Origin of the sequence: Devosia subaequoris, assembly GCF_014197055.1 — a bacterium.
GTDB lineage: Bacteria > Pseudomonadota > Alphaproteobacteria > Rhizobiales > Devosiaceae > Devosia > Devosia subaequoris.
Genome location: NZ_JACIEW010000001.1, coordinates 876,312 through 899,565, shown reverse-complemented (window position 1 = coordinate 899,565; position 23,254 = coordinate 876,312). Strand labels below are relative to the sequence as shown.

Sequence of the window (23,254 nt, the reverse complement as noted above, 5' to 3'; positions counted from 1 at the left end):
CCGACGATTTGGGTGAGACGCGAAAACGCGCCGCCCAACCAAGGAGGAGAACAACATGGCCGATATCGTGCTCAAGGATGTGAGCAAATCCTACGGCGCCGTCGAGGTGCTCGAGCGAGTGAACATGCATATCCGCTCGGGCGAGTTTATCGTTTTCCTCGGCCCCTCGGGCTGTGGGAAATCGACCTTGCTGCGCATGATCGCCGGGCTTGAGGCGGTCAATGCAGGCGAAATTCATATCGGTGAGCGTCGGGTAGACAATCTGCCGCCCAATCAGCGCGGCGTCGCCATGGTTTTCCAGAACTACGCGCTCTACCCGCATATGAGCGTGCGCCAGAATATGAGCTTCGGGCTGGAAAACATCGGCACCGACAAGGCCGAGATTGCCCGGCGCGTGGAAGGCGCGGCGCGCATGCTCGAAATCGAGCCGCTGCTTGATCGGCGCCCGGCCCAGCTTTCCGGCGGACAGCGCCAGCGTGTCGCCATCGGCCGGGCCATTGTGCGCGAGCCGCAGGCGTTTCTGCTCGATGAGCCGCTCTCCAATCTCGACGCCGGTCTTCGGGTCCGTACCAGGGTGGAACTGGCCCAACTGCACCAGCGCATCGGCACGACGATGATCTTTGTCACTCACGACCAGACCGAGGCCATGACCCTGGCCAGCCGCATCGTGGTGATGAACAATCGCAAGGTCGAGCAGATCGGCACCCCCATGGAGGTTTATTCGCGCCCGGCCAGCCGCTTCGTGGCCGCCTTTGTCGGCTCGCCCTCCATGAATTTCATTCCCGTCACCGGCATCGAAACCGGCCCCGATGGTCTAGCGGTCAAGGTGGCGGGCGCAACCATCGCCACCACAATCCGCCAGCAGCCGAAAGACGATGGCGAACTGACCCTGGGCGTTCGCCCCGAATCCCTGCGCGTGGCGCAGGATGGGGCCGGCGACATGACTGGACAGATTGCCCTGGTGGAGCGGTTGGGAGACCGCACGCTGGTGCACGTCACCCTCGCCGACGGCAGCAATGTCGTCGCCGAGGACGAAGGCAAGAGCACGCTCGAGGCCGGTGGCCCGGTCTCGCTCAAGGTGGACGGAACGGCCACTCATCTCTTCGACGCAGCCGGTCTGGCGTATCACGCAGACTAGGCGGCGGCGATTTCGGCCGGTGCGGCCAATGGCTCAATGCACCGCACCGGCCGACATATTTTCGCATTGAGCTTTTTTGGGAGGAAAGCGACATGACCAAGACAATTAAGCGTCTTGCCCTGGTTTCCACGGCCCTGATGGCCCTGACATCGGCGGCTGCCGCGCAGCAGACCGTGGTCTGGTGGGATTTTCTGGCCGGCGGCGACGGCGTGCGCATGAAAGCACTGATCGACGCCTTCAATGAGGAGCATGCAGGCGAGATCACCATCGAAGGCACGACCCTGGAATGGGGCACACCCTTCTACACCAAGCTGCAGACCTCGGCCGCGATCGGGGAGGGGCCCGATATCGCCACCTACCACCTCAGCCGCATCCCGCTGGCCGTCGACAGTGGCACGCTGGCCGAAATCAGCGATGAGGACCTGGCATCGGTGGGGCTCTCCGACGACAGCTTCACCGCTGCCGCCGCACAGGCTGCCAAGGTGGACGGCACCCGCTATGCCGTGCCCTTCGACCAGCACGGGCTGATCCTCTACTACAACAAGGAAATGCTCGACGAGGCCGGCATGCTCGATGAAAACGGCATGCCCACTGGTCTCGACGGCATGGAGAATTTTGAGGCGGCGCTTGCCCAGTTCACCACGGACGATGGCAAATATGGCCTCTCCATGCCCACTGGCGACCGCTACCGCGCTGTCTATTCCTTCTTCGGTCAGCAGGGCGGTACCATGTTCGACGCCGAGGCGGGCGGGTTCTTCCCCACCGATGAAGACGTCAACAAGCTTGCTACCGCCACCGAGACGATGAAGCGCTGGGTGGACAATGGCTGGACCCCGGCCCAGATCGAAAGCCCGGCCGCGCTGGCCCAGTTCACCTCGGGTCAGGCCGCCTTCTTCATCATGGGCAATTGGGAAGTTCCTACCTTCACCGATCTCGCCGCCAAGGGTGAATTGTTCGAATGGGGTGCAGTGGAACTGCCCGTGCTGTTCGATCAGCCGGCCGCCTGGTCGGATTCCCATGCCTTTGTGATCCCGGCCAATGCGGGGCAGGAGGACGATCCCGAAAAGCGCGCAGCGGTGATGGAAGTCATCGCCTGGATGGACAAGAACTCGCTCGACTGGGCCGGTGCCGGTCACATCCCGGCCTATAACGAGGTGCGCGAAAGCGAAGGCTTTGCCTCGATGAAGCCGCAGTCGGACTATGCCGGTTTCGCCGATACCGCCGTGTTCGATCCGCGCACCGTTTTGGCCGGTCCTGCCGCGCCGTTGGGCGACGCATGGTCCAACTTCATCAATCCGGCCACCACCGGTGAACTTGATCCGGCCGACGCCGCCATGGAAATGCGCGACGATCTCAACAGCCAGCTCTAGAGCTTGTGGCTTCGGCCGGCACCCACGGGTGCCGGCCATCAAACGGTTATTGCGGGAGGAGAACCGACGTGATCCGCGACAAGCGCTCGGAATATCTGGCGGCCCTGATCCTGGTCGGGCCCTTTGTGGTCATTTATGGCCTGCTGTTCGTCTGGCCCACCATCCAGATGGTGATGCTCAGCTTCACCGACGCCCCCCTTATCGGGCCGGGAGACTGGGTCGGCCTCGAGAACTATGTCGGCATCCTCACTCACCGCCTGTTCCGCAACGCGACCTGGAATACCGCCTATTTCGTGCTGCTCACGGTCGTGCCCAACACGCTGGTGTCGCTGGCCATTGCCATGGCGGTCAACCGGCTCAAGGGCTGGCAGCAGGGCTTTGTCATGGCCTGCTTCTTCCTGCCCTATATCCTGCCCGTCTCGGTGGTCTATCTCACCTGGAACTGGATCATCGACGTGCAATATGGGCTGGTCCAATACATCGTGCGTCCCTTCAATGGCGGCGAGCCGATGTCGCTGACCCGCACAATTCCGTTCTTCATGCCGACCGTCGCCGTGGTCACCATCTGGTGGACGCTGGGCTTCAACGTGCTGCTGTTCATCGCCGGGTTGCGCAATATTTCTCCGGAAATCTATGAAGCGGCCTCGCTCGACAGCGCCGGACGCTGGCGCCAGTTTCGCAAGATCACCTGGCCGCTGATCTGGCCGGTGACGGCGCTGGTGCTGACCATCCAGCTCATCGCCCAGCTCAAGATCTTCGATCAGGTCTACCTGTTCTCGACCGGCGGGCGGCAGGACCCCACCATCGTGCTGGTCCAATATATCTACAAGCTGGCGTTCCAGCAGAACAAGGGCGGAGAGGGCGCCGCAGCCGCGACCCTGCTCTTTGCCATGATCATCATACTGAGCGTCCTGCAGTACCAGGCGCTGCGCGCGAGGGGGGAGAAATGAGCTCCGAAGCAATCACCCGCCCGGTCGAAAACGCCGCGCGCCTCAAGGGCGATCGCCTGATCGATTTCGGTGGGCTGGCCCTCACCGTCGTGACGCTGGGCTTTGCCCTGATGGCGATCTTCCCGGTCTACTGGGCCGTCGTCACTTCATTCAAATCCGAGACCGAAGTGATCGCCTCGGGCATTGCCCTGTGGCCCTCGCGGATCAATACCGAGGCCTATGAGCACATCTGGACCAATACCAATATCGGCATCTGGTACATCAACTCCTTCGTCACCTCCACGCTGATCACCGCCGGCGTCATTGTCTCCTCGGCGGGCTGCGCCTATGCGCTCAGCCAGCTCGATTTCCCGGGGCGGCGGCTGATCTATGTGCTGATCCTGGCCTGCTTCATGGTCCCGATGCAGGCGCTTATTATCAATCATTTCGTGCTGATGGCGCAGTTCAAGCTGCTCAATAGCTGGGCCGGCATCATCCTGCCGCAACTGATCGTGCCGGTGACCATCATTGTCTACAAGCAGTTCTTCGACAATGTCCCGCGCGAGTTCCGCGAGGCGGCGCAGATGGATGGGGCAGGGCACTTCAAAACGCTGTTCCGCATCTATCTGCCGATGAACTGGGGCATCACCAGCGCGCTGGCGATCATCACCTTCATCGGCGCTTGGAACAGCTTCCTCTGGCCCTTCCTGGCAGCAACCGGCGAAGCGACCATGACGGTTCCCGTCGGTATCACCCAGGTCAAGGACGCCTATGGCATTGTCTATGCCCGGCAAATGGCTTCGGCGGTGATGGCCGGCCTGCCGGTGGCCGTACTCTATCTTATATTCCAACGCCGCGTGACCCAGGCGATCATGCTCTCGGCCGGCGTCAAGGGGTGATGGCAGATGTTCCGGTCCAGCGCTCACAAGCGCTGGGCCTAAGGCAGTGTCGGTAGGACGGCAGTACCGTCAATGGTCCACCCCGCCTTCCCGGGTGCGGCCCTAGCAGGCGCAATAAATATCGTAGAGCGTCACCAGCACGCTGCGGACATCGTCTGAGGCCAGCGTGTAATTGATCTGCTGGCCCTCACGCCGCGTCCGGACAAGGCCCCAGGCGCGCAGTTTGGACAAATGCTGGGATAGGGGCGACTGGCCCAGACCGACACGCTCGGCCAGATCGCTGACATTGCGTTCCTTGTCGAGCAGGTTGCACAGGATCAGCAATCGCTTCGGATTGGCCATCGCCGTCAGGAGCTGAGACGCCCGTTCGGCATTCTGCTCCATCTTCTCCATTTCCATCTTGATCATATTAGCAAGCTCGTATATACGAATATTCGTGCAAAAGACTTATCGCTCATTTCCGGGCGATTTTCAAGGAGTTTGAGATGCGCATCCATCTTGGGTCTGCCGACCAGATCGCTCGGATCATTCTGAGTCTCCTCCTCGTCGTCCTGGCCCTTGTATCAGCCTTGCTGCTTGCTGCGTCCCCCATATTGCTATGGGGCGCGGTGATCCCTGGTGCCGTGCTGATTGCCGCGGCCATGGTGCGCTTCTATCCGCTCTACGCGCCTTTTGGTCTCTCAACCCGCAAGGTTTCCATTGATGACTGAGTTTACCCCGCTGGCGTCGCTGTTCGGCGGCGCCCTGATCGGCCTGTCCGCCGTTCTTCTCATGGCCTTTCACGGTCGTATCGCCGGCATGACCGGCATATTGTCCGGCCTGTTGCCGCCCGTGTCCAGCGATTGGGCCTGGCGTGCGGCCTTTGTGGCCGGTGCAATCGTGGCGCCGATGCTCATACTGAGCGTGTCTCAAACCGCTATCGGCTACGACAGCCCCGTGCCCTTGCCTTGGGTTATAATCAGCGGGCTGATTGTCGGCGGCGGCGTCTACTTCAGCTCCGGTTGCACCTCCGGGCACGGCGTTTGTGGCATGGCGCGTCTCTCGCCGCGCTCCCTTGCTGCCACAGCCACCTTCATGGCCGCAGCCTTTCTCACCGTCTTCGTTATTCGCCATCTCATCGGGGGTTTCTGATGCAGCGCATCCTTCTCGCCGGCCTGATCGGTCTCATCTTCGGATCCGGCATTGCCCTCTCTGGCATGGCCAATCCCGCCAAGGTGCTTAATTTCTTTGACCTGGCCGGGACCTGGGATCCGTCACTCGCGTTCGTCATGGGTGGTGCATTGCTGGTGACCGCCATTGGCTATCGCTTCGTTCTCAAGCGCGAAAAACCCGTGCTCGAGGCCCGGTTCCACCTGCCCACCAGCCGCAAGCTCGACCTGCCATTGCTCGGTGGTTCGGCGGTGTTCGGTATCGGCTGGGGAATTTCCGGATTTTGCCCAGGTGGCGCCATTCCGGCTTTGGGACTGGGCGAAGTTTCAGCCTGGGCCTTTGTCGGCGCCATGCTTGCCGGAATTTTTGTTGCCCGCACCATTCGTGTCGCGCTGGAACAGCGCGCAGCCCAAACCGTTTGATCCAAATACATAGGAGTTCGAAATGAGCACCATTCCGTTCATGACCGATCTCTCGGTCAAGCCAGAGGTCAACGCATTCTTCGATGCGCCGACCAATACCATCTCCTATGTGGTCAAGGACCCCAACTCGGCAGCCTGTGCCGTCATCGACTCGGTCATGGACATCGATTACGCCGCCGGCCGCATCTCCTATGAGGGAGCCGATGAGATCATTGCCTTCATCGAGAAGCACAATCTCAAGCTTGAATGGCTGATCGAAACTCACGTCCATGCCGATCACCTGTCGGCCGCCCCCTACATCCAGGGGAAACTCGGCGGCAAGCTGGGCATCGGCGAGAACATCACTGTCGTGCAGGACACCTTCGGCAAGATCTTCAATGAAGGCACTGAATTTCAGCGCGATGGCAGCCAGTTCGACCGCCTCTTCACCGATGGCGACAGCTACCAGATTGGTGGTTTGACGGCCCATGTCATGCACACACCGGGGCACACCCCCGCCTGCATGACCCATGTCGTGGGCAATGCTGCCTTTGTTGGCGATACCCTGTTCATGCCCGATGGCGGTTCCGCCCGCGCCGACTTCCCCGGCGGCGACGCACGCACCCTTTATCGTTCGATCCAGCGGGTGCTGTCGCTGCCCCGCGAAACGCGTCTGTTCATGTGCCACGACTATGGTCCAAACGGCCGCGACATCCAGTGGGAAACCTGCGTCGGCGATGAGATCGACCACAATATCCATGTCGGCAGGGGCACGGACGAAGACAGCTTCGTCAAGATGCGCGAAGAGCGTGACGCCACCCTGCCCATGCCCAAGCTGATCATCCCTTCGCTGCAGGTCAACATGCGCGCGGGGAAACTTCCTCCCAAGGACGAGAGTGGCAAGAGCTATCTCAAGGTCCCTCTCAACGGTCTGTGAGCGCATCCCTGCGCGCAGGCCTGCCCCTCCTTCCGACCGCGATCGGGGGAGGGGCGCACATCAAGATGGCACACAGTATTTTCCTTTTTTAGATCACGAGCCGAGACCATGAATTTCCGCAAGCTTGACGACAATTTCGCCGTAACCGGCCAACTCACCCCCGAACAGGTCAAGGCCGTCGCAGAGGCCGGCTTCAAGTCCATTGTCTGCGCCCGCCCGGACAATGAAGAGTTCGGCCAGCCCGGCTTCGACGATGTCGCCCGCGCAGCCGAGGCCGAAGGTATCCAGATCGTTCACATCCCAGTCTCCGGCGCTCTCGGTGAGGGGCAGATCATTCGCTTCCACGACGCCTGGCAGAACCTGCCCAAGCCCGCCCTCGGCTATTGCCGCTCCGGCGCTCGCGCCGGCAGCCTCTATGCCACGCTGAGCCGCTGACCTCATTGCTTTGACCCTACGCCGATCACCGGTGGGTAAAGGGCAACCGGACCGACCATGAACATCAAGACCTATTTGCCGATCCTTGACTGGGGCAGCCGCTACAATCGCCAGACGCTGACCAGCGATCTCATTGCCGCGATCATCGTCACCATCATGCTGATCCCGCAATCGCTGGCCTATGCGCTGCTGGCCGGGTTGCCGCCGGAGGTAGGTCTATATGCCTCCATTCTGCCACTGATTGCCTATGCCATATTCGGCACATCGTCGGCATTGGCGGTGGGTCCGGTCGCCGTGGTCTCCCTGATGACTGCGGCGGCTGTTGGTCGTCTCGCCGCGGAAGGCACCGCGGACTACGCCAGCGCCGCCATTGTCCTGGCCATGCTCTCGGGCGCCATGCTTGCGCTGATGGGGCTGTTCCGCCTCGGTTTCATCGCCAATTTTCTCTCTCACCCGGTCATCTCCGGCTTCATCACGGCTTCGGGCATCATAATCGCCACCAGTCAGATCGGTGGTCTGCTCGGCATCAAGACCGAAGGGCACGCCATGCCTGAGCTGGTGATGTCGATCGTTGGCAATCTCGGGCAGGTCAACCTTTATACCCTTGCCGTCGGCGTGGTGGCCGTGGCCCTGTTGCTCTGGATCCGGCTTGATCTCAAAAACTGGCTGGGCCGCTTCGGCGTGCCCAAGGGCGTTGCCACTATCCTGGTCCGCGCCGGTCCCGTGCTTGTAGTCTTTCTCACCATGGCCTGGTCGGTGGGCATGGATCTGGGCGCCAGGGGAGTGTCCCTGGTCGGTCAGGTGCCGCAGGGGCTGCCCATGTTGTCCTTGCCCAGCTTCAATCTCGATACGATCCAGCAACTGGCCGTGCCCGCGCTGATCATCTCCATCGTTGGCTTTGTCGAATCCATCTCCGTGGCCCAGACCCTGGCCGCCAAGCGCCGCGAACGCATCTCGCCCAACCAGGAATTAATTGGGCTGGGCGCTTCGAACATCGCGGCGGCCGTGGGTGGGGGCTATCCGGTGACCGGCGGCTTCGCCCGCTCGGTGGTCAATTTCGACGCCGGCGCAGCCACCCCCGCAGCAGGGGCCTTCACCGCCATCGGTATTGCCGGCGCCACGCTGCTGCTCACGCCGTTCCTCGCCATCCTGCCCAAGGCCACCTTGTCGGCAACCATCGTCATCGCCGTCCTGACTTTGGTGGACTTCTCTATCCTCAAGCGCGCCTGGTCCTATTCCAAGGCCGATTTCGCCGCTGTCGCCTTCACCCTTGCCGGCACGCTGTTGCTCGGCGTTGAGGTCGGCATTTCCCTCGGTGTCGGGGCGTCGATCCTCATCTTCCTCTATCGCTCGTCACAGCCGCACGCGGCCATTGTCGGCCAGGTGCCGGGTACCGAACACTTCCGCAATATCTTGCGCCACAAGGTGGACACGGTACCAGGCGTCCTCTCAATCCGTGTCGATGAAAGCCTCTATTTCGCCAATGCGCGCTATCTGGAGGATCTCGTCATCAATCAGGCCACCGCCAATCCGGGCCTTACCGATGTTGTGCTGATGTGCTCGGCGGTGAACACCATCGACATGTCGGCGCTCGAAAGCCTGGAAGCCATCGAGCATCGCCTGGAGGACCTTGGCGTCCGCCTGCACCTCTCCGAAGTCAAAGGACCGGTCATGGACAAGCTCAAGGACACCGAATTTTTGGCCCATCTCTCGGGCAGCGTGCACCTCAGCCAGCATCAGGCGATCAGCGCCATCCTGGATGAGCGCGACTCGTCATCGTCACCGGCCAGTCCCGCTTTGCGCCCCGTCCAATAGGGGAGCGTCCCTTTTGCCTCGGGTCCGGTCACGCCGCGCCTCTGGGCAGCGATCCGGACCGGCGCCCTGATCGCGCCATAGCCCGCATGGCTTCGCTTGCGCGGTTCCTGATTTCGCGCCGGTGTCTCTGGTAAACTCCCGGTGCGCGCACAAAAAAAAGGCCACCCGTAGGTGGCCTTTCGCATCAATAATGCCGCTGCTTACTTCTGCAGCACCAGGTTGATGGCGGACTCGCGGCCATCGCGGCCGGTCTCGACTTCATAGGAAAGCTTGTCGTTTTCATAGAGGCCGTCGACGCCAGAATTCTGCACCGCCGAAATGTGGACGAAGTGGTCCTTGCCGCCGTTGTCCGGGGTGATGAAACCAAAGCCCTTGGTGGTGTTGAAGAATTTGACGGTGCCGTTCATGGTAGCCATTTTTAGTTCCTTAAAGCTCGGAGCCGAAGCGAAACGAGCGTTTCCCCCCGCAACATGCAAAAGGGGCTTACATACGTTCGCAAAGTAGATCAGTGAGCCAAGGACCGGAATGAACCGGCTAGAGGCAGCCGACTTAGGCTGAAAACGTGTAGGCAGCTTATCGCATCAAAACGTGGCATCAACAAGACAAATCTCGCTGTTCTCCAGATGCGTCAAGATAAAGCCGTCCCCGAAGGGGTGATCGATCGCGTCAATGCGCTCCGGAGGCATCAAAGGTGGCGCCCGGGGCGCCACCTTTTCCTTGCGGATTTGAAGAAGGCTCTAGCCCTCGCGGATCCAGACCTGCATCGGCCCGGCGTCCCGATTGGCCCAGAGATAATAGGGTATGGCGGTCAGTGTTGTATCGGCCGGGGTCGGCGGTGTCGTGCGATACAGGTCCAGCCCCCAGTCATCGCTGCCAATACTCTTTGCGGGAGCGGTGAGGCTGACAATGCCGTCGAACAGATCTGACCGGTTCGTCTCTGTGATCGCGGCATCGCGCGACAGAATGAGATCGGGTACCGGCGTCTCATTGTCCACCTGCTCGGCGCAATAGACCAATGGTCCGCGCGCCAGGGCAACACGGTGCCGATCCATCTTGACCTTGGGATTGGCATAGATGCGCCGTGGGGTCATCGGCAGGTCGAGTTCGACCACATCGCCTTCGATCCAGTCCCGTTCGATCACCAGATAGCCGTTCTGCAATTGTCCGGGAACATCAACCGGATTGCCATTGAGCGTTGCCACACCATCGCGTGCCCAGTCCGGAATACGGAGCTTGAGCGCGAATACGCCATGGCCATCGGGATGTACGCTGACCTTGATCTTGCCTGACCATGGGTAATTCGACTGTTCCTCGATCCGGATCCGTCGGCCATCGAGTTCGAGTTCCGCACTGTTGCCGCCGTAGAGATTGACGGCAATTGCCCCCGGTCCCACCGAGTAGAAATAGCCACTGACCGAAGCCACCAGCCGTGACACGTTCATGGTGCAGCAGGGGCAGGGGTGCCAGGGCCAGCGTCGATGACTGCCATCGCTGTCGAGCTTGTTTTCGTAGAAGTAGAGCTCACCATCGCGGCTGAGGCCGGACAGCACGCCATTATAGAGCGCCAGCTCCATGGCCTCGGCATATTGCCCATCCAGATCGAGATTCAGCATGCGCTGGGCCCAGAACACGAAGGCAATGGAGGCGCAGGTTTCGCAATAGGCGGTGTCGTTGGGCAGGTCGTAATCGGTCGTAAAACCCTCATTCGAGGCCGAGGGGCCGAAACCGCCGGTCACGTACATCCGCGTAGTGGTCACATCCTTCCACAGCACCTCACAGGCATGGCGCAGGCTGTCATCATCCAGTTCGGCGGCGAGGTCCGCCATGGCGGTGTACATATACATGGCGCGCACGGCGTGGCCGACCACCTTGTCCTGCTCGCGGACCGGCTTGTGCGCCTGGCCATACTCGTAATTACCGGAGTTGAAGAAGTGGTACTTGGTCGGGTCGTCGCCCCGGGCAATGGCTTCTTCATCGAAGTAATGCGGTTCGCGGCCGCGTTCGTCGATGAAATAGGCGGCAAGATCGAGCTGCTTGCGTTCTCCGGTGAGCTGGTAGAGCCGGATCAGCGCGATCTCGATTTCCTGGTGACCGGGATAGCCGCGCTTCTGGTCCGGGCCGGTGCCGAACGTGCTGCGGATATGGTCGAGGCTGCGCTCCATCACCTCGAGGAATTTGCGCTTTCCCGTGGCCTGGTAATAGGCGATGGCGCCCTCCAGTAGGTGACCGATATTATAAAGCTCGTGCCGGTCGCGCAGATTGGTCCAGCGGTTCTCGATCTCATGGCCCTGGTACCAGAGGTTGAGATAGCCGTCGGGCATCTGCGCGGCTTCGAGCTTGTCGACGATCTCGTCCACCTGCCGCTCGATTTCCGCATCGCGGCGATGCCGCAGCGCATAGCCGGCCGCTTCGATCCATTTGCCGATGTCTGAGTCCCAGAAATACTGCATGGTGAACCCCTGATCGTTGAAGGGCACGCGCAGCGGCGGTGGGGGATCCTTCAGATCCAGGGATTCCAGGATGCCGTTTTCATCGAGCTTCTTGTACTGACTGGGCACCGTGCGCGTGAGCACTGTCTCAAGCCGCTCTGACCAGAACGGGCCGGTCAGGCTCACACGGGTAAAATCGACTGGGGAATAACGACGCATACGGGGGTCTCCTCCGACCATTATTGGCCTGGTTATGGGGTTGTCGTGGTGCTGGCGCGCGGGACAAGGGTGCAGGGCAGGCGGCTGGTGCCGCCCTGGCTTTCGCCCCGGATCATGCGGATCAGCCGATGCCCGGCCTCCTCGCCGAGCGATTTGAGGTTCATGTCGATGCTGCTGATTTGCGGCCGGCTCGCCTCGGCCATCACCGACCAGTTGTCAAAGCCGATCACGGCAATGTCGTCAGGCACGGCAATGGCCTTGTCGCGCAGCGTCTCGACGATGCCGCGTGCGATCTGGTCATTGCCGGCAAAGATGGCGTCGGGGCGGTTGGGAAGGGCCAGCAGGCGGGTTGCTGCTTCCCGGCCCCAAGCCTCCGACCACGGACCGTGCAGGATCAATGTCGGATCAACTTGAGAAAGGCTCGCTTCGTAACCGCGTCTGCGCAGCCGGACGGCTTCGAAATCCTCGGGGCCGGTGACATGGGCAATTCTGGTTCGCCCGAGCGCAAGCAGATGTTCGGTAGCCAGGCGTGCACCCCCCTCATCGTCGGGCAACAGGCAGGCAGCGTCGGGCTCGTCGCTTTGCGAAAAGACATAGAGCACCGGCAAATTGCCAAGCGCCAGACCGGGGGCGGGACGCCGATCGGCGCGGCGCCCGGTAAAGACCAGCCCGTCGACCCGTTTGCCCAGCAATTGGTCGATATGTCGCTTTTCGCGCTCGGGGTCGTCGGTGGCGTTGCACATGAACAGGGCAATGCCGGCTTCGTGCAGAACGGTTTCCAGTCCCTCCATGATCGGCATGGTGAAACGTCCGAAGCTGTCATTGGAAATCAGACCAACGGTAAAGCTTTGCCCGCGATGTAGCGCCTGGGCCAGATCGTTGGGCCGAAACCCCAGTTCATTGGCCGCTAAGAGCACCTTGTCGCGCGTTTCCGACCGCAGTGTGCCAGATTTGTTGAGCGCCTTTGATGCGGTACCCAGACTGACCCCGGCACGGCGTGCGACGTCACGCAGCGTGTAGCGATTTGGGGATTTTGCCTCAGGCATCGTGGTCTCAATTTGCGCGGAGCATTGGCAAGAAACAGGCTCGGAAAAGCTTTTCCGAGTCGTGAGAACATCACTTCAGGCAAAGTCAGTGTCAAGATGGTCGTCGCGAATTGGCTGCCGGCTAGTCGGTCGCGGCCGGCATGTCGCTGTCGCCTTCGACCAGTTCCATCGGCACGATTTTGCGCACGACCCCCAGCGGATAGTGTGCCGCATAGGCCGGCATGGTCGCCAGCAGCGCCTCGGCCAGGGCAATGCCGAGATCGCGCAGGGATAGCCGGAAGCTGGTGAGTTTTGGCACCAGAAAATGCGACTGGGGGCTGTCGCGGCTGATGACGGCAAATTTCTCCCCCGGTGTCAGACCGACTTCATACAAACCGTTGTAAAAGCCCAGTGTCATCAGTTCGTTGGTGAGGATGAACCCAGTGGGTCGCTTGGTTGCCGGCATGGCGGCGATGGCGTGGGCGATGTCATGCCCGCCGCGTTCATTGGGATGCGCGCGAAAAATCAGGTCCGGATCAAATGTCAGCCCCCGCTGCTCGAGCGCTTTGCGGTAGGTCTCTATCAACACATACCCCAGATTGGTGTCGTCAAGCGGAGCAAAGATGCCGATACGCCGGTGCCCCTTGGACACCAACCTGGCCACACCGGTCTCAGCCATGCCCTCGAAGTCGAGATCAAGCCATGGGTGCCCCGCATCGGTTTGGGATCGGCCCAGGGCAATAAAGGGAATGTTGCGACTGGCGAGGTAGTCGATGCGATGGTCTTCCCGTTTCGTCGCTGAAATGATCAGGGCATCGGCAAAGCCACGGGCCACAACGCGCTGCATATAGGCGTCCGGGTCTTCTTCCGAAGAGCACAGCAGGGCGACCAGGTCCAGTTGATGACGCGCCAGAACGGTCTGCACGCCGTCAAACACGCTCATGAAGAACACGTCGCCTTCGCCGGTGATCTGGGCGCCTGTCTGCATCATGAAACCGATAACGCCGGTGGCCCCCTTGCGCAGGGAGCGACCTGCCTGATTGGGCACATAGCCCATTGCATCGGCGGCTTCGAGAACGCGCTGCCGGGTCTGCTCGTTGACGTCTGGTTTGCCGTTCAGGGCGCGCGAGACAGTGCCGATGGAAAGATTGAGGCGCTGCGCCAACTCTCTGATGCCAGTCATTTTTTCACTACTTTTCCCACAGCCCCATAGCGCGATAAAAAACGTTTACGAAATCCGGTTGACACTCGAAACCCGTCAAATGTAACGTCGTAAACGTTTACGGGACTACCTGCCCTGACGCCGCACAAGATGGCAAGGGCGGGCCAAAGTCCAGAGGGAGGACATTTTGGTCTATTCTGCGGTGCTGGCCGGTTGCGGCGGCATGTCAAAGGGCTGGCTGACGGCCCTTTCCGAGCATCCCTTGCTCAAGGGCAGGGTGCGGATTGACGGTCTGGTTGACCTCGACCGGGAAACGGCCGTTTCCCGCGCTGCCGAGTTTGGCCTTGCTGACGTCATCATCGGTACCGACCTTGACGCTGTTCTGACCGAGACAAAACCCGATCTGCTGTTCGACGTAGTTGTGCCCCGTGCCCGCGCCGGCCTGGTAGAGACCGGGCTGCGCCATGGCTGTCACGTGCTGACGGAAAAGCCTATGGCCACGAGCCTTGCGGAGGCGAAGGCGATGATTGCGCAGGCCAAAGCGGCAGGGCGGATCCACGCTGTGGTGCAGAACCGCCGCTTCATCTCCGGCGTACGGCGCATTCGCCGCCTGGTCGAGAGCGGCGCGCTGGGTCAGATCACCAGCCTGAATTGCGATTTCTTCATTGGCGCGCATTTCGGCGGATTTCGCGAGGAGATGGATAATGTCCTCTTGCTCGACATGGCCATTCACACGCTCGATGCCGCGCGCTTCATGGCCGGTAAGGCGCCCAGGGCGGTCTACTGCCTTGAAACCAACCCGCCTGGCTCCTGGTATCGCCATGGCGCTGCCGCAAACGCGATCTTCGAGTTCGAAGACAATGTCGTCTTCAACTATCGCGGTTCCTGGTGCGCCGAAGGCGCCAATACCAGTTGGGAGAGCGCCTGGCGCATCACTGGTACCAAGGGCACGCTGATCTGGGATGGTGAAGACCGTTTCGAAGCGCGTGTTGTCGACGGCGACAGTGGGTTTTTCCGCCCCCTCAGGGATATCGAGGTGCCGCCGCCGGCCGAAGCCGACCAGACCCACGGCCACGCCAGCGTCATTGCCGACTTCCTTTCTGCCATCGAATCCGGCGCACAGCCTGAAACCGCGGGCAGCGACAATATCAACAGCCTGGCCATGGTCCTTGCCGCCATCGAGAGCGCGCGGACCGGACAGCGCATCCCCATTGCAGTTTAAGGACGATTCAACGTGACTGATCCCGCAAAATCCATCCGTATCGGTACCATGGTCTCGGCGTCTGCCGGCAAAGCCGCCGAGCGTATCGCCGAGATTGCCGATCTCGGCTTTGAGAGCTTTGAACCCTTTTTCTGGCAGACGACCAATGGGCAGGACATCGCCGAGCTCGGGAAGCGCTGCAAAGAGGCGATCGGGGATCGCGATATCACCATTTCCACCCTTGGCATGTTCGGCAATCCGCTCGAGGATCAGGAGATGGATCGCCAGACCCTGCAGGGCTGGAAGGATTGCATCGACAATGCGCATCATTTTGGCGCCGATTGTGTTGCCGGCTTTACCGGCCGTATTCGCAACCGGCCTTTGACCGAGAGCCTGCCAAAGTACCGCGAAGTCTGGTCCGATCTCGCCAAACGCGCTGCCGACAAGGGCGTCAAGATCGCCTTTGAAAATTGCGCCATGGACGGAAACTGGCAGACCGGCGACTGGAACATTGCCCATAATCCCGACGCCTGGGAACTGATGTTCAACGAGACGCCGGATGACAATATCGGGCTCGAATGGGAGCCCTGTCACCAGATGGTCTATCTCATCGATCCGCTGCCGCAGATCCGCAAATGGGCGCCCAAGATTTTCCATGTGCACGGCAAGGACGCCACCATCCGCTGGGACGTGATCCGCGAGCACGGGATTTTCGGCAAGGAGCCCTTTGTCTTCATGCGCACGCCTGGCTTTGGTGACAGCAACTGGACCGACATTATTTCCGAGCTGCGCCTGGTCGGCTGGACGGGCTCGATCGATATCGAAGGCTGGCACGATCCGGTCTATCGCGATGCTTTGGAAATGACGGGGCAGGTCCATGCTCTCAATCATCTCAAGCACGCGCGCGGCGGTGACTACCTGGCAGTGGCTGGATAAATATGACTATTGACCGGTGTTGAAAAACCGTTTTACCAATAGCGAGAAAAGGGTTTTCCATTGAGGTACGGGGACGTGGTAAAGGCTCAACGCATTCGCATCTACGACGTCGCCCGCGTCGCTGGCGTCAGCGTTGCCACGGCATCAAAGGCCCTCAATGACACCGGTCGAATGACCGAAGAAACCCGCAAGCGCGTCAAGCAGACGGCGGCGGCGCTCGGGTTCCGGCCCAATGCCATGGCACGCGCGCTCACCCAGCAGCGCAGCTTCACCATCGGCTTGCTGACCAACGATAGCTATGGGCGGTTCACTTTGCCGGTCATGGCCGGCGTCTCCGAGGCGCTGGTGGACCAGGGCGTTTCGGTCTTCCTGTGCGGCATCGAGGATGACCCCGCGCTCGCCAAGCTTCATCTCGACGCCATGCTCGACAAGCAGGTGGATGGCATCATTGCCACCGGTAAGCGTATCGACAGGCGTCTGCCTGTCGATCTGTCGCTTCTGCCGGTTCCGGTGGTCTATGCCTTCACCGAAGGTCCCGACGATGCGGTGACGCTGGTATCAGACGATGCGCAGGGTGCGCGCGAGGCGACCGAATGGCTCGCACGCGTGGGGCGCAAAAAGCTGGTGCATATTACCGGCCCCGAGAGTTTCGCATCAGTTGTCGCGCGCGCCGGCGCTTTCCGTGCGACGGTCGGGCAGGGCGCGCAGGTCCTGCACGGGCCCTGGTCCGAAGCCTGGGGCCATGAGGCCGTCAACAGACTTTGGTCGGGAGCTACGCCGCGCCCGGATGGTATTTTCTGCGGCAATGACCAGATCGCCCGCGGTGTGGTGGATGCTCTGCGCGAACGCGGTGTCGATGTGCCGGGCGATGTTTCTGTCATTGGCTTTGACAATTGGGAAATCGTTGCGGCGGCCACGCGCCCGCCGCTGACGACCATCGACATGAATCTAAAGGAAATCGGCCGCGAAGCGGGCCGCCTGATCCTGGACCTTGCCGAGGGCAAGCCGGTCGATCCAGGTGTCCGCACGCTGCCCTGCAAGCTCGTGCTGCGCCAATCCTGTGGCGGCGATGCCATCGCTGTCCGCAATCAGGGAGAGGCGCTTCAGGAGAGTTGAGATGCTGCCACGGGCGTTTGCACCGCCCATGGCAGCGAGGAGAGCCGCAAGGGAAAGAGGAAACCCAAGCGGCGTGTTCACGGCCCGAGGGCCGCAAAGGGAGGATATAATGCAGTTTATCAAACTTGGTCTATTGGCAGGCCTGGCAGCAGGCGCATTGGCCGCAGCCATGCCGGCTCAGGCGCAGGAAGATGTCACCATCACAGTCTGGTCGATTGACGGGGCCAATCAGGTCGGGCCATCCGATACGTTCTCGGCCGAGTTCGACGAGATGGATAACGGCATCAATGTCGAATACCGCATCCTGCAGTTCGACGAGATCGTCAACGAAACGCTGCGCGCCTTTGCCACTGGCAATGCGCCCGACATCGTCAGCCTTGATAATCCGGACTTCGCCCTGTTCTCGTCGCGTGGCGCGTTCCTCGATATCACCGACATGGCTGCCGAAAGCGACGTCATCAATCCCGAGGTTTACTTCGAGGGACCGCTCAACTCGGTGAGTTGGGATGGGAAGCTCTATGGTGTTGGCAAGTACACCGATACGATCGGCGTCTTCTATAACAAGGACATGTTTGCAGAAGCCGGCATCGAGAACCCGCCGCAAACCTGGGCGGAGTTCGAGGAATACGCCCGCAAGCTCGCCAAGCCCGACCAGGGCGTATACGGCGCCACCCTTTCGGCCCGTGGCAATGAAGAGGGCACCTTCCAGTTCCTGCCCGTCATCCAGATGTCCGGCGGCGGCTATGAAAACGTCAACACCGAGGGCGCCCGCGAATGGCTGTCCATGGTCAAGGGCATGATCGATGATGGCGTGCTCAGCCAGGACGTCCTCTCGCTCGGTCAGTGGGATTCGACCGGCACCTTCAACTCGGGCAACGCCGCCATGGCGATCTCGGGCCCGTGGGAAATCGACCGCATGGTCGAGGATGCCGACTTTGACTGGGGCGTGACCCTGCTGCCGACCTTCGGGGAAGGCGATGAGCGCTCCTCGGCGCTCGGCGGCTTCAACCTCGGCATCATGTCCACAACCGAACATCCCGAAGAAGCCTTCAAGGTCCTCGAGTATTTTGTCAGCCAGGACGACCGCCTCTTCCCCGAGTTCGGCTATCTGCCGACGCGGTCTGACGTTGAGTTACCCCAGTCCGGCATCGAGAAGAAAGACGCCGCGCTCGCCGTGTTCCAGGAACAGCTGAAATACGCCCAGCCGCGTGGTCCGCATCCTGAATGGCAGAAGATCTCCAAGGCGATCTACGACGCCGAACAGGCGGCCCTGACCGGTCAGATGACGCCCGACGAGGCGTTGAGCCAGGCGCAGAAGACGATCGACACGATCATCGACTAGTCCGCATCGCTATCCAATCTTCCCGGCGGACAGCCGCCGCCGGGAAGACCCATCAACTCAACGAACCAAAAAACGGGAAGAGGTCGGACCATGCGTCGCATTCTGTCCAGCATCACCGATGGGAAGGGCTTTGATCTCATCCTGGTCGGCGTGACGATGCTTTTCTTGTTCGCGCTTGCCGGAGTACCGCTCGTCTACAATGTCGTGATGAGCTTCCAGCAAGTCGACATGTTCAATCTCAACACCTTCTCGCGGCCCTTTGCCGGGTTTGAGAACTATGTTGCGATCGTCAGCCAGCCTGAATTCTGGCTGGTCATTCGCAACACGGCCATCTTCGTTTTCGGTTCGATTGCCGGCCAGTTCATCTTCGGCTTCGCTCTGGCCATTTTCTTCATGATGAGCTTCCCCTTCGCCTCGACGATCCGTGGCCTGTTCCTCGTCTCCTGGGTCATGCCCGGCCTTGTGGTCGGCGCGCTCTGGGGCTGGATCCTCGCCGGCGATTTCGGCGTGCTCAATGCGATCCTGCGCGGGCTCGGGATAATCGATGGCACCATGTTCTGGAAATCTGACCCGAACCTGTCGATCTGGGCTGTCACCATAGCCAATGTCTGGCTTGGCCTGGCCTTCAACATGATGCTGCTATCGGTTGGCCTTGCCGGCATTCCGCGTGACCTCTACGAGGCCGCCGAACTCGACGGTGCCAATGGCTGGCAACGCTTTACCACCATCACGCTGCCCATGATGCGCTCGACCATTGGCGCAGTCCTTGCGCTTGGCCTGATCTACACACTCCAGCAGTTCGATCTCTTCCCCGCCATTACCGAAGGCGGGCCAGCCAATAGCTCCAATGTGGCGCAATATTGGGCCTGGCAGTGGTCGTTCCAGCTCTTCGACTTTGCCAAGGGTGCCACCGTCTCGATGATGATGCTGATCTTCGTGCTCGTTGCCTCGATCGTCTATGTCCGTTCGACCCGCCATGAGGTGCGCGGATGACCCGGGTTGCTGCACCAAAAATCCTGCTGATCCTCGCCCTGGCGCTGGCGGCGGTCTATCTGTTCCCGCTCTACTGGATGTATGCCACCAGCCTGAAGGGCGCCTCGGAGATCTTTGCCAATCCGCCGACCTTCTGGCCCCGTGACCCGGATTTCTCCATTTTTCCCGCGACCTGGGAGCGGCGAACCATGGATACGTTCCTCTGGAACAGCCTGGTCATTGCCACCGGCGTGACCACGCTGACCGTGCTGCTCGGCACCGGATGCGCCTATGTGCTGGCCCGCTATCGCAATCCCTGGATCGATATCGGTCTGTTCGCCATCCTGATGCTGCAGGTGCTGCCAGCCTCGGTCATGATCACGCCGCTCTATGTGGGATTCAATCAGATCGGACTGCTCGACTATCCGCGAACGGCAGTGATCATCGCCGCCGCAGGCAAGGCGATCCCTTTCTACATTGTCCTCGTCCGCGCGACCTTCATGAGCGTGCCCGGCGAGCTTGAAGAAGCGGCGCTGGTTGATGGCAATTCGCGCTGGGGTGCCTTTTTCTTCATCGTGCTCCCATTGGCGCGAAACGGCATCCTCGTTCTGGCCATTCTCACCTTCATGCAGGCCTTTGGCGAGTACATCTACTCCAAGTCGATCATTACAACGCAGTCCCTCCAGCCGGCCAGCGTTGGCCTGTCGGGCTTCCTTGGCCCCAACTCCACCGACTGGAACGGGATCATGGCCTATGCCGCGATGTACGTGACCCCAATCATCCTCGTCTTCGTCATTCTGCAGCGCCGCATCGTATCCGGCCTAACCTCGGGAGCCCTCAAATGAGTGTCCAGCCCCAGATCGAGCTTGTCGGCATCGACAAGCACTATGGCAGTTTTCACGCGCTCAAGAATATTAACCTGGTCATTCCCAAGGGCCAGTTCGTGGCTCTGGTCGGCCCCTCCGGCTGCGGCAAGTCGACCCTGCTGCGCTCGCTCGCGGGGCTCGAGAGCATCAGTGGCGGCACCATGAAGATCGCCGGCGAGGTGATGAATGGTGTTCCGCCGCGCAAGCGGGACGTGGCCATGGTGTTTCAGTCCTATGCGCTTTATCCGCATATGACGGTCGAGCAGAACCTGACCTATTCTTTGCGCCTCAAGCGTGTGCCCAGGGCAGAGGCCAAGAAAGCTGCAGACGAAGTCGCCAAGACCATCGGTTTGCAACAGTTGATGCATCGCTATCCGCGCGAGCTCTCCGGCGGTCAGCGCCAGCGCGTGGCCATGGGCCGGGCGATTATTCGCCACCCCAAGGCCTTCCTGTTCGACGAGCCGCTGTCCAATCTCGATGCAGCCCTGCGCGTGCATATGCGCAAGGAAATCCGTGCCTTGCACGACCGGCTCGGCGCCACCTCCGTCTATGTCACGCACGACCAGATCGAGGCCATGACCATGGCCGATCATGTGGTGGTGATGCGCGATGGTGTCATCGAACAGCAGGGCAGCCCGCTCGAGCTCTACGACGCCCCGGCCACCCGATTTGTCGCCGGCTTTATCGGTTCACCTGCAATGAACTTCATCCCCGGGACCATTGCCGCCGACGGCCAGCATGTGACCCTAGATCTTGAGGGGGTTGCAGCCCTGCCTATCGGTCGGAGCCTTGAACCGGGCCGGAAGGTGACTGTCGGGTTGCGACCCGAGCATATCGAAGCGACCCCCGGCTCCAGTGGACAGATCGTGCTGCCTGTCGCCGTGGTGGAATCCACCGGCTCATTGACCTATCTGACGACGGATGGTGAGCCGGAACTGACCGTGGTCATTACCGGGCGCAGCGACATCAGGTCCAGGGAAACGGTTGGCCTCACCATCGCGCCCGAGCGAGTGCACATCTTCGATGCCCAGACCGAACGCGCACTTTGAGCAATCCGCCTGAGCCAAAGGCTCAGGCGGGAACACCGAGGGCTGCGCGGACGCGGTCCAGTGCCTCGGCCGTGCTGCCCTTTGGTTGGTATTCAAGCCCTACAGAGCCGGAATAGCCATTGGCGTAGAGCCAGGCGAGACGGGCCCCCAGGTCGATTTCGCCCAGGCCCGGATCGTTACGGCCGGGGTGATCGGCCACATGGGCATGAATGACACGTGAGACGCGTTGCTGCAGCACGTCCTCGATCCGCTCGCCCATGACATGGGAATGGTAGAGGTCGTAGACGATGCCGATCTCGGGCCGGCCCACCTCGTCGACGATGTTGAGCGCTTCGCGCGTCGAAGACAGATAATACCCCTTGTGATCAATCAAGGTATTCAGGGGCTCGACGCCCAGGCGCACCCCGCTGCCCTCCAGCACATCGGCTGCGGCCTTGAGACAATCCACCAATGCCTTGTGCTGCTCTTCGCGAGATCGGCCGGGCAGGTCGTCACCGGCCTGGGCGATTAGAACCTTGGCGCCCAGCCGCTGCGCCGTCCGCACCGATGTGGCGAGCCCGGCAAGAAAAGCGGCGTGATTGGCCGGATCGGTCAGCGCAATCATCGGCTCGGCAACAAAGCCGCTCAGGGTCATGCCGGTTTCCTTGAGCGCGGCTTCGATGGCGTCCAGATCCTTGTTGGACCAGAACCAAAATTCGACCGCGTCCAGGCCTGCAGCCTTGGCCAGGCGGATACGGTCGGCAAAGTCGGCGCTGGCATCGGCAAACAGCCATTCAATACAGGCAGAAAGTTTCATCTTAGACCATTCGGTTCGAGTTCAGCGATAATCGATCAGCACCTGCATGACCTCGGGCGATCCCTGATCGAGCAGGCCATAGCCATTTTCTGCTTCGGCGAGCGGCACACGGTGGGTGACAAACTCCTTGAGGTCTGGGCCAAGCGTGGGGAGATATTCAAGGGCGATGCGGCCGCGTCGTGGTGCGCTCCAGAGCGGCCCGAGGAACGGGTTTACGGTACCTACCTGCGAAGAAATGATGCGTGGCCGGTTGTGATGAAATTCCCCCGACAGGCTGAGACTTTCAAAGCTTCCGCCATACCACGACATGGCAACCACCGTGCCGTTGAAGCCCGCCGTGCGGATAGCTTCGTTAAGCGCCGGGGCTGCGCCTGAAACTTCGATCACCGTGTCGGCGCCGCGCCCTTCAGTGAGATCACGAACCCGCTCGGCCACTTCACCGGCGGCCGGGTCAATCACCGAGGTTGCGCCGCCCTTGAGAGCCGCCTGCCGTCGCTGCTCTATCCCGTCAATAGCGATAATCTGGCGCGCCCCATTACGGGCCAGCAAGCGCGTGACCAATTGCCCGATTACCCCCAGCCCGCTGACCACGACATCGGCGCCGAGCGCAATATTGGCGTCGAGCAGACCGTTATAGGCGGTGTTGAGATTGGCGAAGAACACACCGATCTCGGGGTCTTCAATTGTGCTGAGCGGAACCACGGCTGCTGCGTCGACCACGGCATGGCGTCCATGGGGAACATAGGCAAAAACCATGTCTCCCATGCTGACCTGCGCAACACCCTCGCCGAGCGCCGCGACCCGACCGACCGCCGCATAGCCATATCGTGCCGGCCAGTGCCAATCCGAGCCGTGGGCGTCCGAGAACAGGCGTGTCCTGGGGTCCATGGCCTGACGCCATTGCGGCGCAAGGCCGCGAAATACGTTGAGTTCGGTACCCGCGCTGATGCCGGACACCAGCAATTCAAGCAGTACCTGGCCAGGACCTGGTCCATCGAGTGGTTCGGAGCGCACCTCGACGGCGCCCGGACCGGTGAAATAGAGCGATTGGGTCGTCAACGACACTTT

The 23,254-nt window shown here is 61.1% G+C and carries 24 protein-coding genes; 17 read left to right on the top strand and 7 right to left on the bottom strand.

Features of this window, described 5'->3' with window-relative positions; genetic code table 11:
• The first annotated feature begins 55 nt into the window (after positions 1-55).
• The 4 genes from GGR20_RS04240 (at position 56) to GGR20_RS04225 (ending at position 4,336) form a co-directional block, all read left to right on the top strand.
• Positions 56-1,138, top strand: coding sequence for an ABC transporter ATP-binding protein (locus tag GGR20_RS04240; protein ID WP_183309944.1), 1,083 nt, complete (start codon positions 56-58; stop codon positions 1,136-1,138).
• A 92-nt stretch (positions 1,139-1,230) separates the two neighbouring features.
• Positions 1,231-2,508: a type 2 periplasmic-binding domain-containing protein gene (locus GGR20_RS04235; protein WP_183309943.1), complete on the top strand. Its 1,278-nt coding sequence runs from the start codon at positions 1,231-1,233 to the stop codon at positions 2,506-2,508.
• A gap of 68 nt (positions 2,509-2,576) precedes the next feature.
• Positions 2,577-3,458, top strand: a complete 882-nt coding sequence (locus GGR20_RS04230) for an ABC transporter permease subunit (RefSeq protein WP_183309942.1) — start codon at positions 2,577-2,579, stop codon at positions 3,456-3,458.
• Between the two features lie 110 nt (positions 3,459-3,568).
• Complete coding sequence (locus GGR20_RS04225) at positions 3,569-4,336, top strand: carbohydrate ABC transporter permease (RefSeq protein WP_246204412.1); 768 nt, start codon at positions 3,569-3,571, stop codon at positions 4,334-4,336.
• A gap of 102 nt (positions 4,337-4,438) precedes the next feature.
• Here GGR20_RS04225 and GGR20_RS04220 read toward each other — a convergent pair whose 3' ends face one another.
• Complete coding sequence (locus tag GGR20_RS04220) at positions 4,439-4,744, bottom strand: ArsR/SmtB family transcription factor (RefSeq protein ID WP_183309940.1); 306 nt, start codon at positions 4,742-4,744, stop codon at positions 4,439-4,441.
• A 77-nt stretch (positions 4,745-4,821) separates the two neighbouring features.
• Between GGR20_RS04220 and GGR20_RS04215 the strand changes: the two genes are divergently transcribed.
• From GGR20_RS04215 to GGR20_RS04190, 6 genes are all read left to right on the top strand, one after another.
• Positions 4,822-5,046: a YgaP family membrane protein gene (locus GGR20_RS04215; protein WP_183309939.1), complete on the top strand. Its 225-nt coding sequence runs from the start codon at positions 4,822-4,824 to the stop codon at positions 5,044-5,046.
• Positions 5,039-5,467, top strand: a complete 429-nt coding sequence (locus GGR20_RS04210; protein ID WP_183309938.1) for a YeeE/YedE family protein — start codon at positions 5,039-5,041, stop codon at positions 5,465-5,467. The genes GGR20_RS04215 and GGR20_RS04210 overlap by 8 nt, the downstream gene beginning before the upstream one ends.
• Entirely contained in the window at positions 5,467-5,907 is a 441-nt protein-coding gene (locus GGR20_RS04205) for a DUF6691 family protein (protein WP_183309937.1), read from the top strand. Before GGR20_RS04210 ends, GGR20_RS04205 begins: the two co-directional genes overlap by 1 nt.
• A 22-nt stretch (positions 5,908-5,929) precedes the next feature.
• Entirely contained in the window at positions 5,930-6,823 is an 894-nt protein-coding gene (locus GGR20_RS04200; RefSeq protein WP_183309936.1) for an MBL fold metallo-hydrolase, read from the top strand.
• Between the two features lie 108 nt (positions 6,824-6,931).
• The gene (locus GGR20_RS04195) at positions 6,932-7,258 is read left to right on the top strand and encodes a protein tyrosine phosphatase family protein (RefSeq protein WP_183309935.1); all 327 of its coding nucleotides are present in this window, start codon (positions 6,932-6,934) and stop codon (positions 7,256-7,258) included.
• A gap of 57 nt (positions 7,259-7,315) precedes the next feature.
• A complete protein-coding gene (locus GGR20_RS04190; protein ID WP_183309934.1) occupies positions 7,316-9,073 on the top strand; it encodes a SulP family inorganic anion transporter in 1,758 nt (585 codons plus the stop codon).
• A 200-nt stretch (positions 9,074-9,273) separates the two neighbouring features.
• Here GGR20_RS04190 and GGR20_RS04185 read toward each other — a convergent pair whose 3' ends face one another.
• From GGR20_RS04185 to GGR20_RS04170, 4 genes are all read right to left on the bottom strand, one after another.
• A complete protein-coding gene (locus GGR20_RS04185; RefSeq protein WP_183309933.1) occupies positions 9,274-9,489 on the bottom strand; it encodes a cold-shock protein in 216 nt (71 codons plus the stop codon).
• A 321-nt stretch (positions 9,490-9,810) separates the two neighbouring features.
• Positions 9,811-11,721, bottom strand: a complete 1,911-nt coding sequence (locus GGR20_RS04180) for a glycoside hydrolase family 127 protein (RefSeq protein WP_183309932.1) — start codon at positions 11,719-11,721, stop codon at positions 9,811-9,813.
• 32 nt (positions 11,722-11,753) lie between these two features.
• Complete coding sequence (locus tag GGR20_RS04175; RefSeq protein WP_183309931.1) at positions 11,754-12,767, bottom strand: LacI family DNA-binding transcriptional regulator; 1,014 nt, start codon at positions 12,765-12,767, stop codon at positions 11,754-11,756.
• 121 nt (positions 12,768-12,888) lie between these two features.
• Positions 12,889-13,929, bottom strand: coding sequence for a LacI family DNA-binding transcriptional regulator (locus GGR20_RS04170; RefSeq protein WP_183309930.1), 1,041 nt, complete (start codon positions 13,927-13,929; stop codon positions 12,889-12,891).
• A gap of 202 nt (positions 13,930-14,131) precedes the next feature.
• Between GGR20_RS04170 and GGR20_RS04165 the strand changes: the two genes are divergently transcribed.
• From GGR20_RS04165 to GGR20_RS04135, 7 genes are all read left to right on the top strand, one after another.
• The gene (locus GGR20_RS04165; RefSeq protein ID WP_246349443.1) at positions 14,132-15,130 is read left to right on the top strand and encodes a Gfo/Idh/MocA family protein; all 999 of its coding nucleotides are present in this window, start codon (positions 14,132-14,134) and stop codon (positions 15,128-15,130) included.
• A gap of 12 nt (positions 15,131-15,142) precedes the next feature.
• Positions 15,143-16,045, top strand: coding sequence for a TIM barrel protein (locus tag GGR20_RS04160; protein WP_183309928.1), 903 nt, complete (start codon positions 15,143-15,145; stop codon positions 16,043-16,045).
• A gap of 75 nt (positions 16,046-16,120) precedes the next feature.
• A complete protein-coding gene (locus GGR20_RS04155; protein ID WP_183309927.1) occupies positions 16,121-17,161 on the top strand; it encodes a substrate-binding domain-containing protein in 1,041 nt (346 codons plus the stop codon).
• 109 nt (positions 17,162-17,270) lie between these two features.
• Positions 17,271-18,503, top strand: coding sequence for an ABC transporter substrate-binding protein (locus tag GGR20_RS04150; RefSeq protein WP_210283043.1), 1,233 nt, complete (start codon positions 17,271-17,273; stop codon positions 18,501-18,503).
• Between the two features lie 90 nt (positions 18,504-18,593).
• Positions 18,594-19,496: a carbohydrate ABC transporter permease gene (locus GGR20_RS04145; protein WP_183309926.1), complete on the top strand. Its 903-nt coding sequence runs from the start codon at positions 18,594-18,596 to the stop codon at positions 19,494-19,496.
• A complete protein-coding gene (locus GGR20_RS04140) occupies positions 19,493-20,320 on the top strand; it encodes a carbohydrate ABC transporter permease (protein WP_183309925.1) in 828 nt (275 codons plus the stop codon). Before GGR20_RS04145 ends, GGR20_RS04140 begins: the two co-directional genes overlap by 4 nt.
• On the top strand, positions 20,317-21,390 hold the full coding sequence (locus GGR20_RS04135) for an ABC transporter ATP-binding protein (RefSeq protein ID WP_183309924.1): 1,074 nt from the start codon (positions 20,317-20,319) through the stop codon (positions 21,388-21,390). The genes GGR20_RS04140 and GGR20_RS04135 overlap by 4 nt, the downstream gene beginning before the upstream one ends.
• A gap of 22 nt (positions 21,391-21,412) precedes the next feature.
• Here GGR20_RS04135 and GGR20_RS04130 read toward each other — a convergent pair whose 3' ends face one another.
• The gene (locus GGR20_RS04130) at positions 21,413-22,186 is read right to left on the bottom strand and encodes a hydroxypyruvate isomerase family protein (protein WP_183309923.1); all 774 of its coding nucleotides are present in this window, start codon (positions 22,184-22,186) and stop codon (positions 21,413-21,415) included.
• Between the two features lie 21 nt (positions 22,187-22,207).
• Positions 22,208-23,251, bottom strand: a complete 1,044-nt coding sequence (locus GGR20_RS04125) for a zinc-binding dehydrogenase (RefSeq protein ID WP_183309922.1) — start codon at positions 23,249-23,251, stop codon at positions 22,208-22,210.
• Positions 23,252-23,254: the final 3 nt, after the last annotated feature.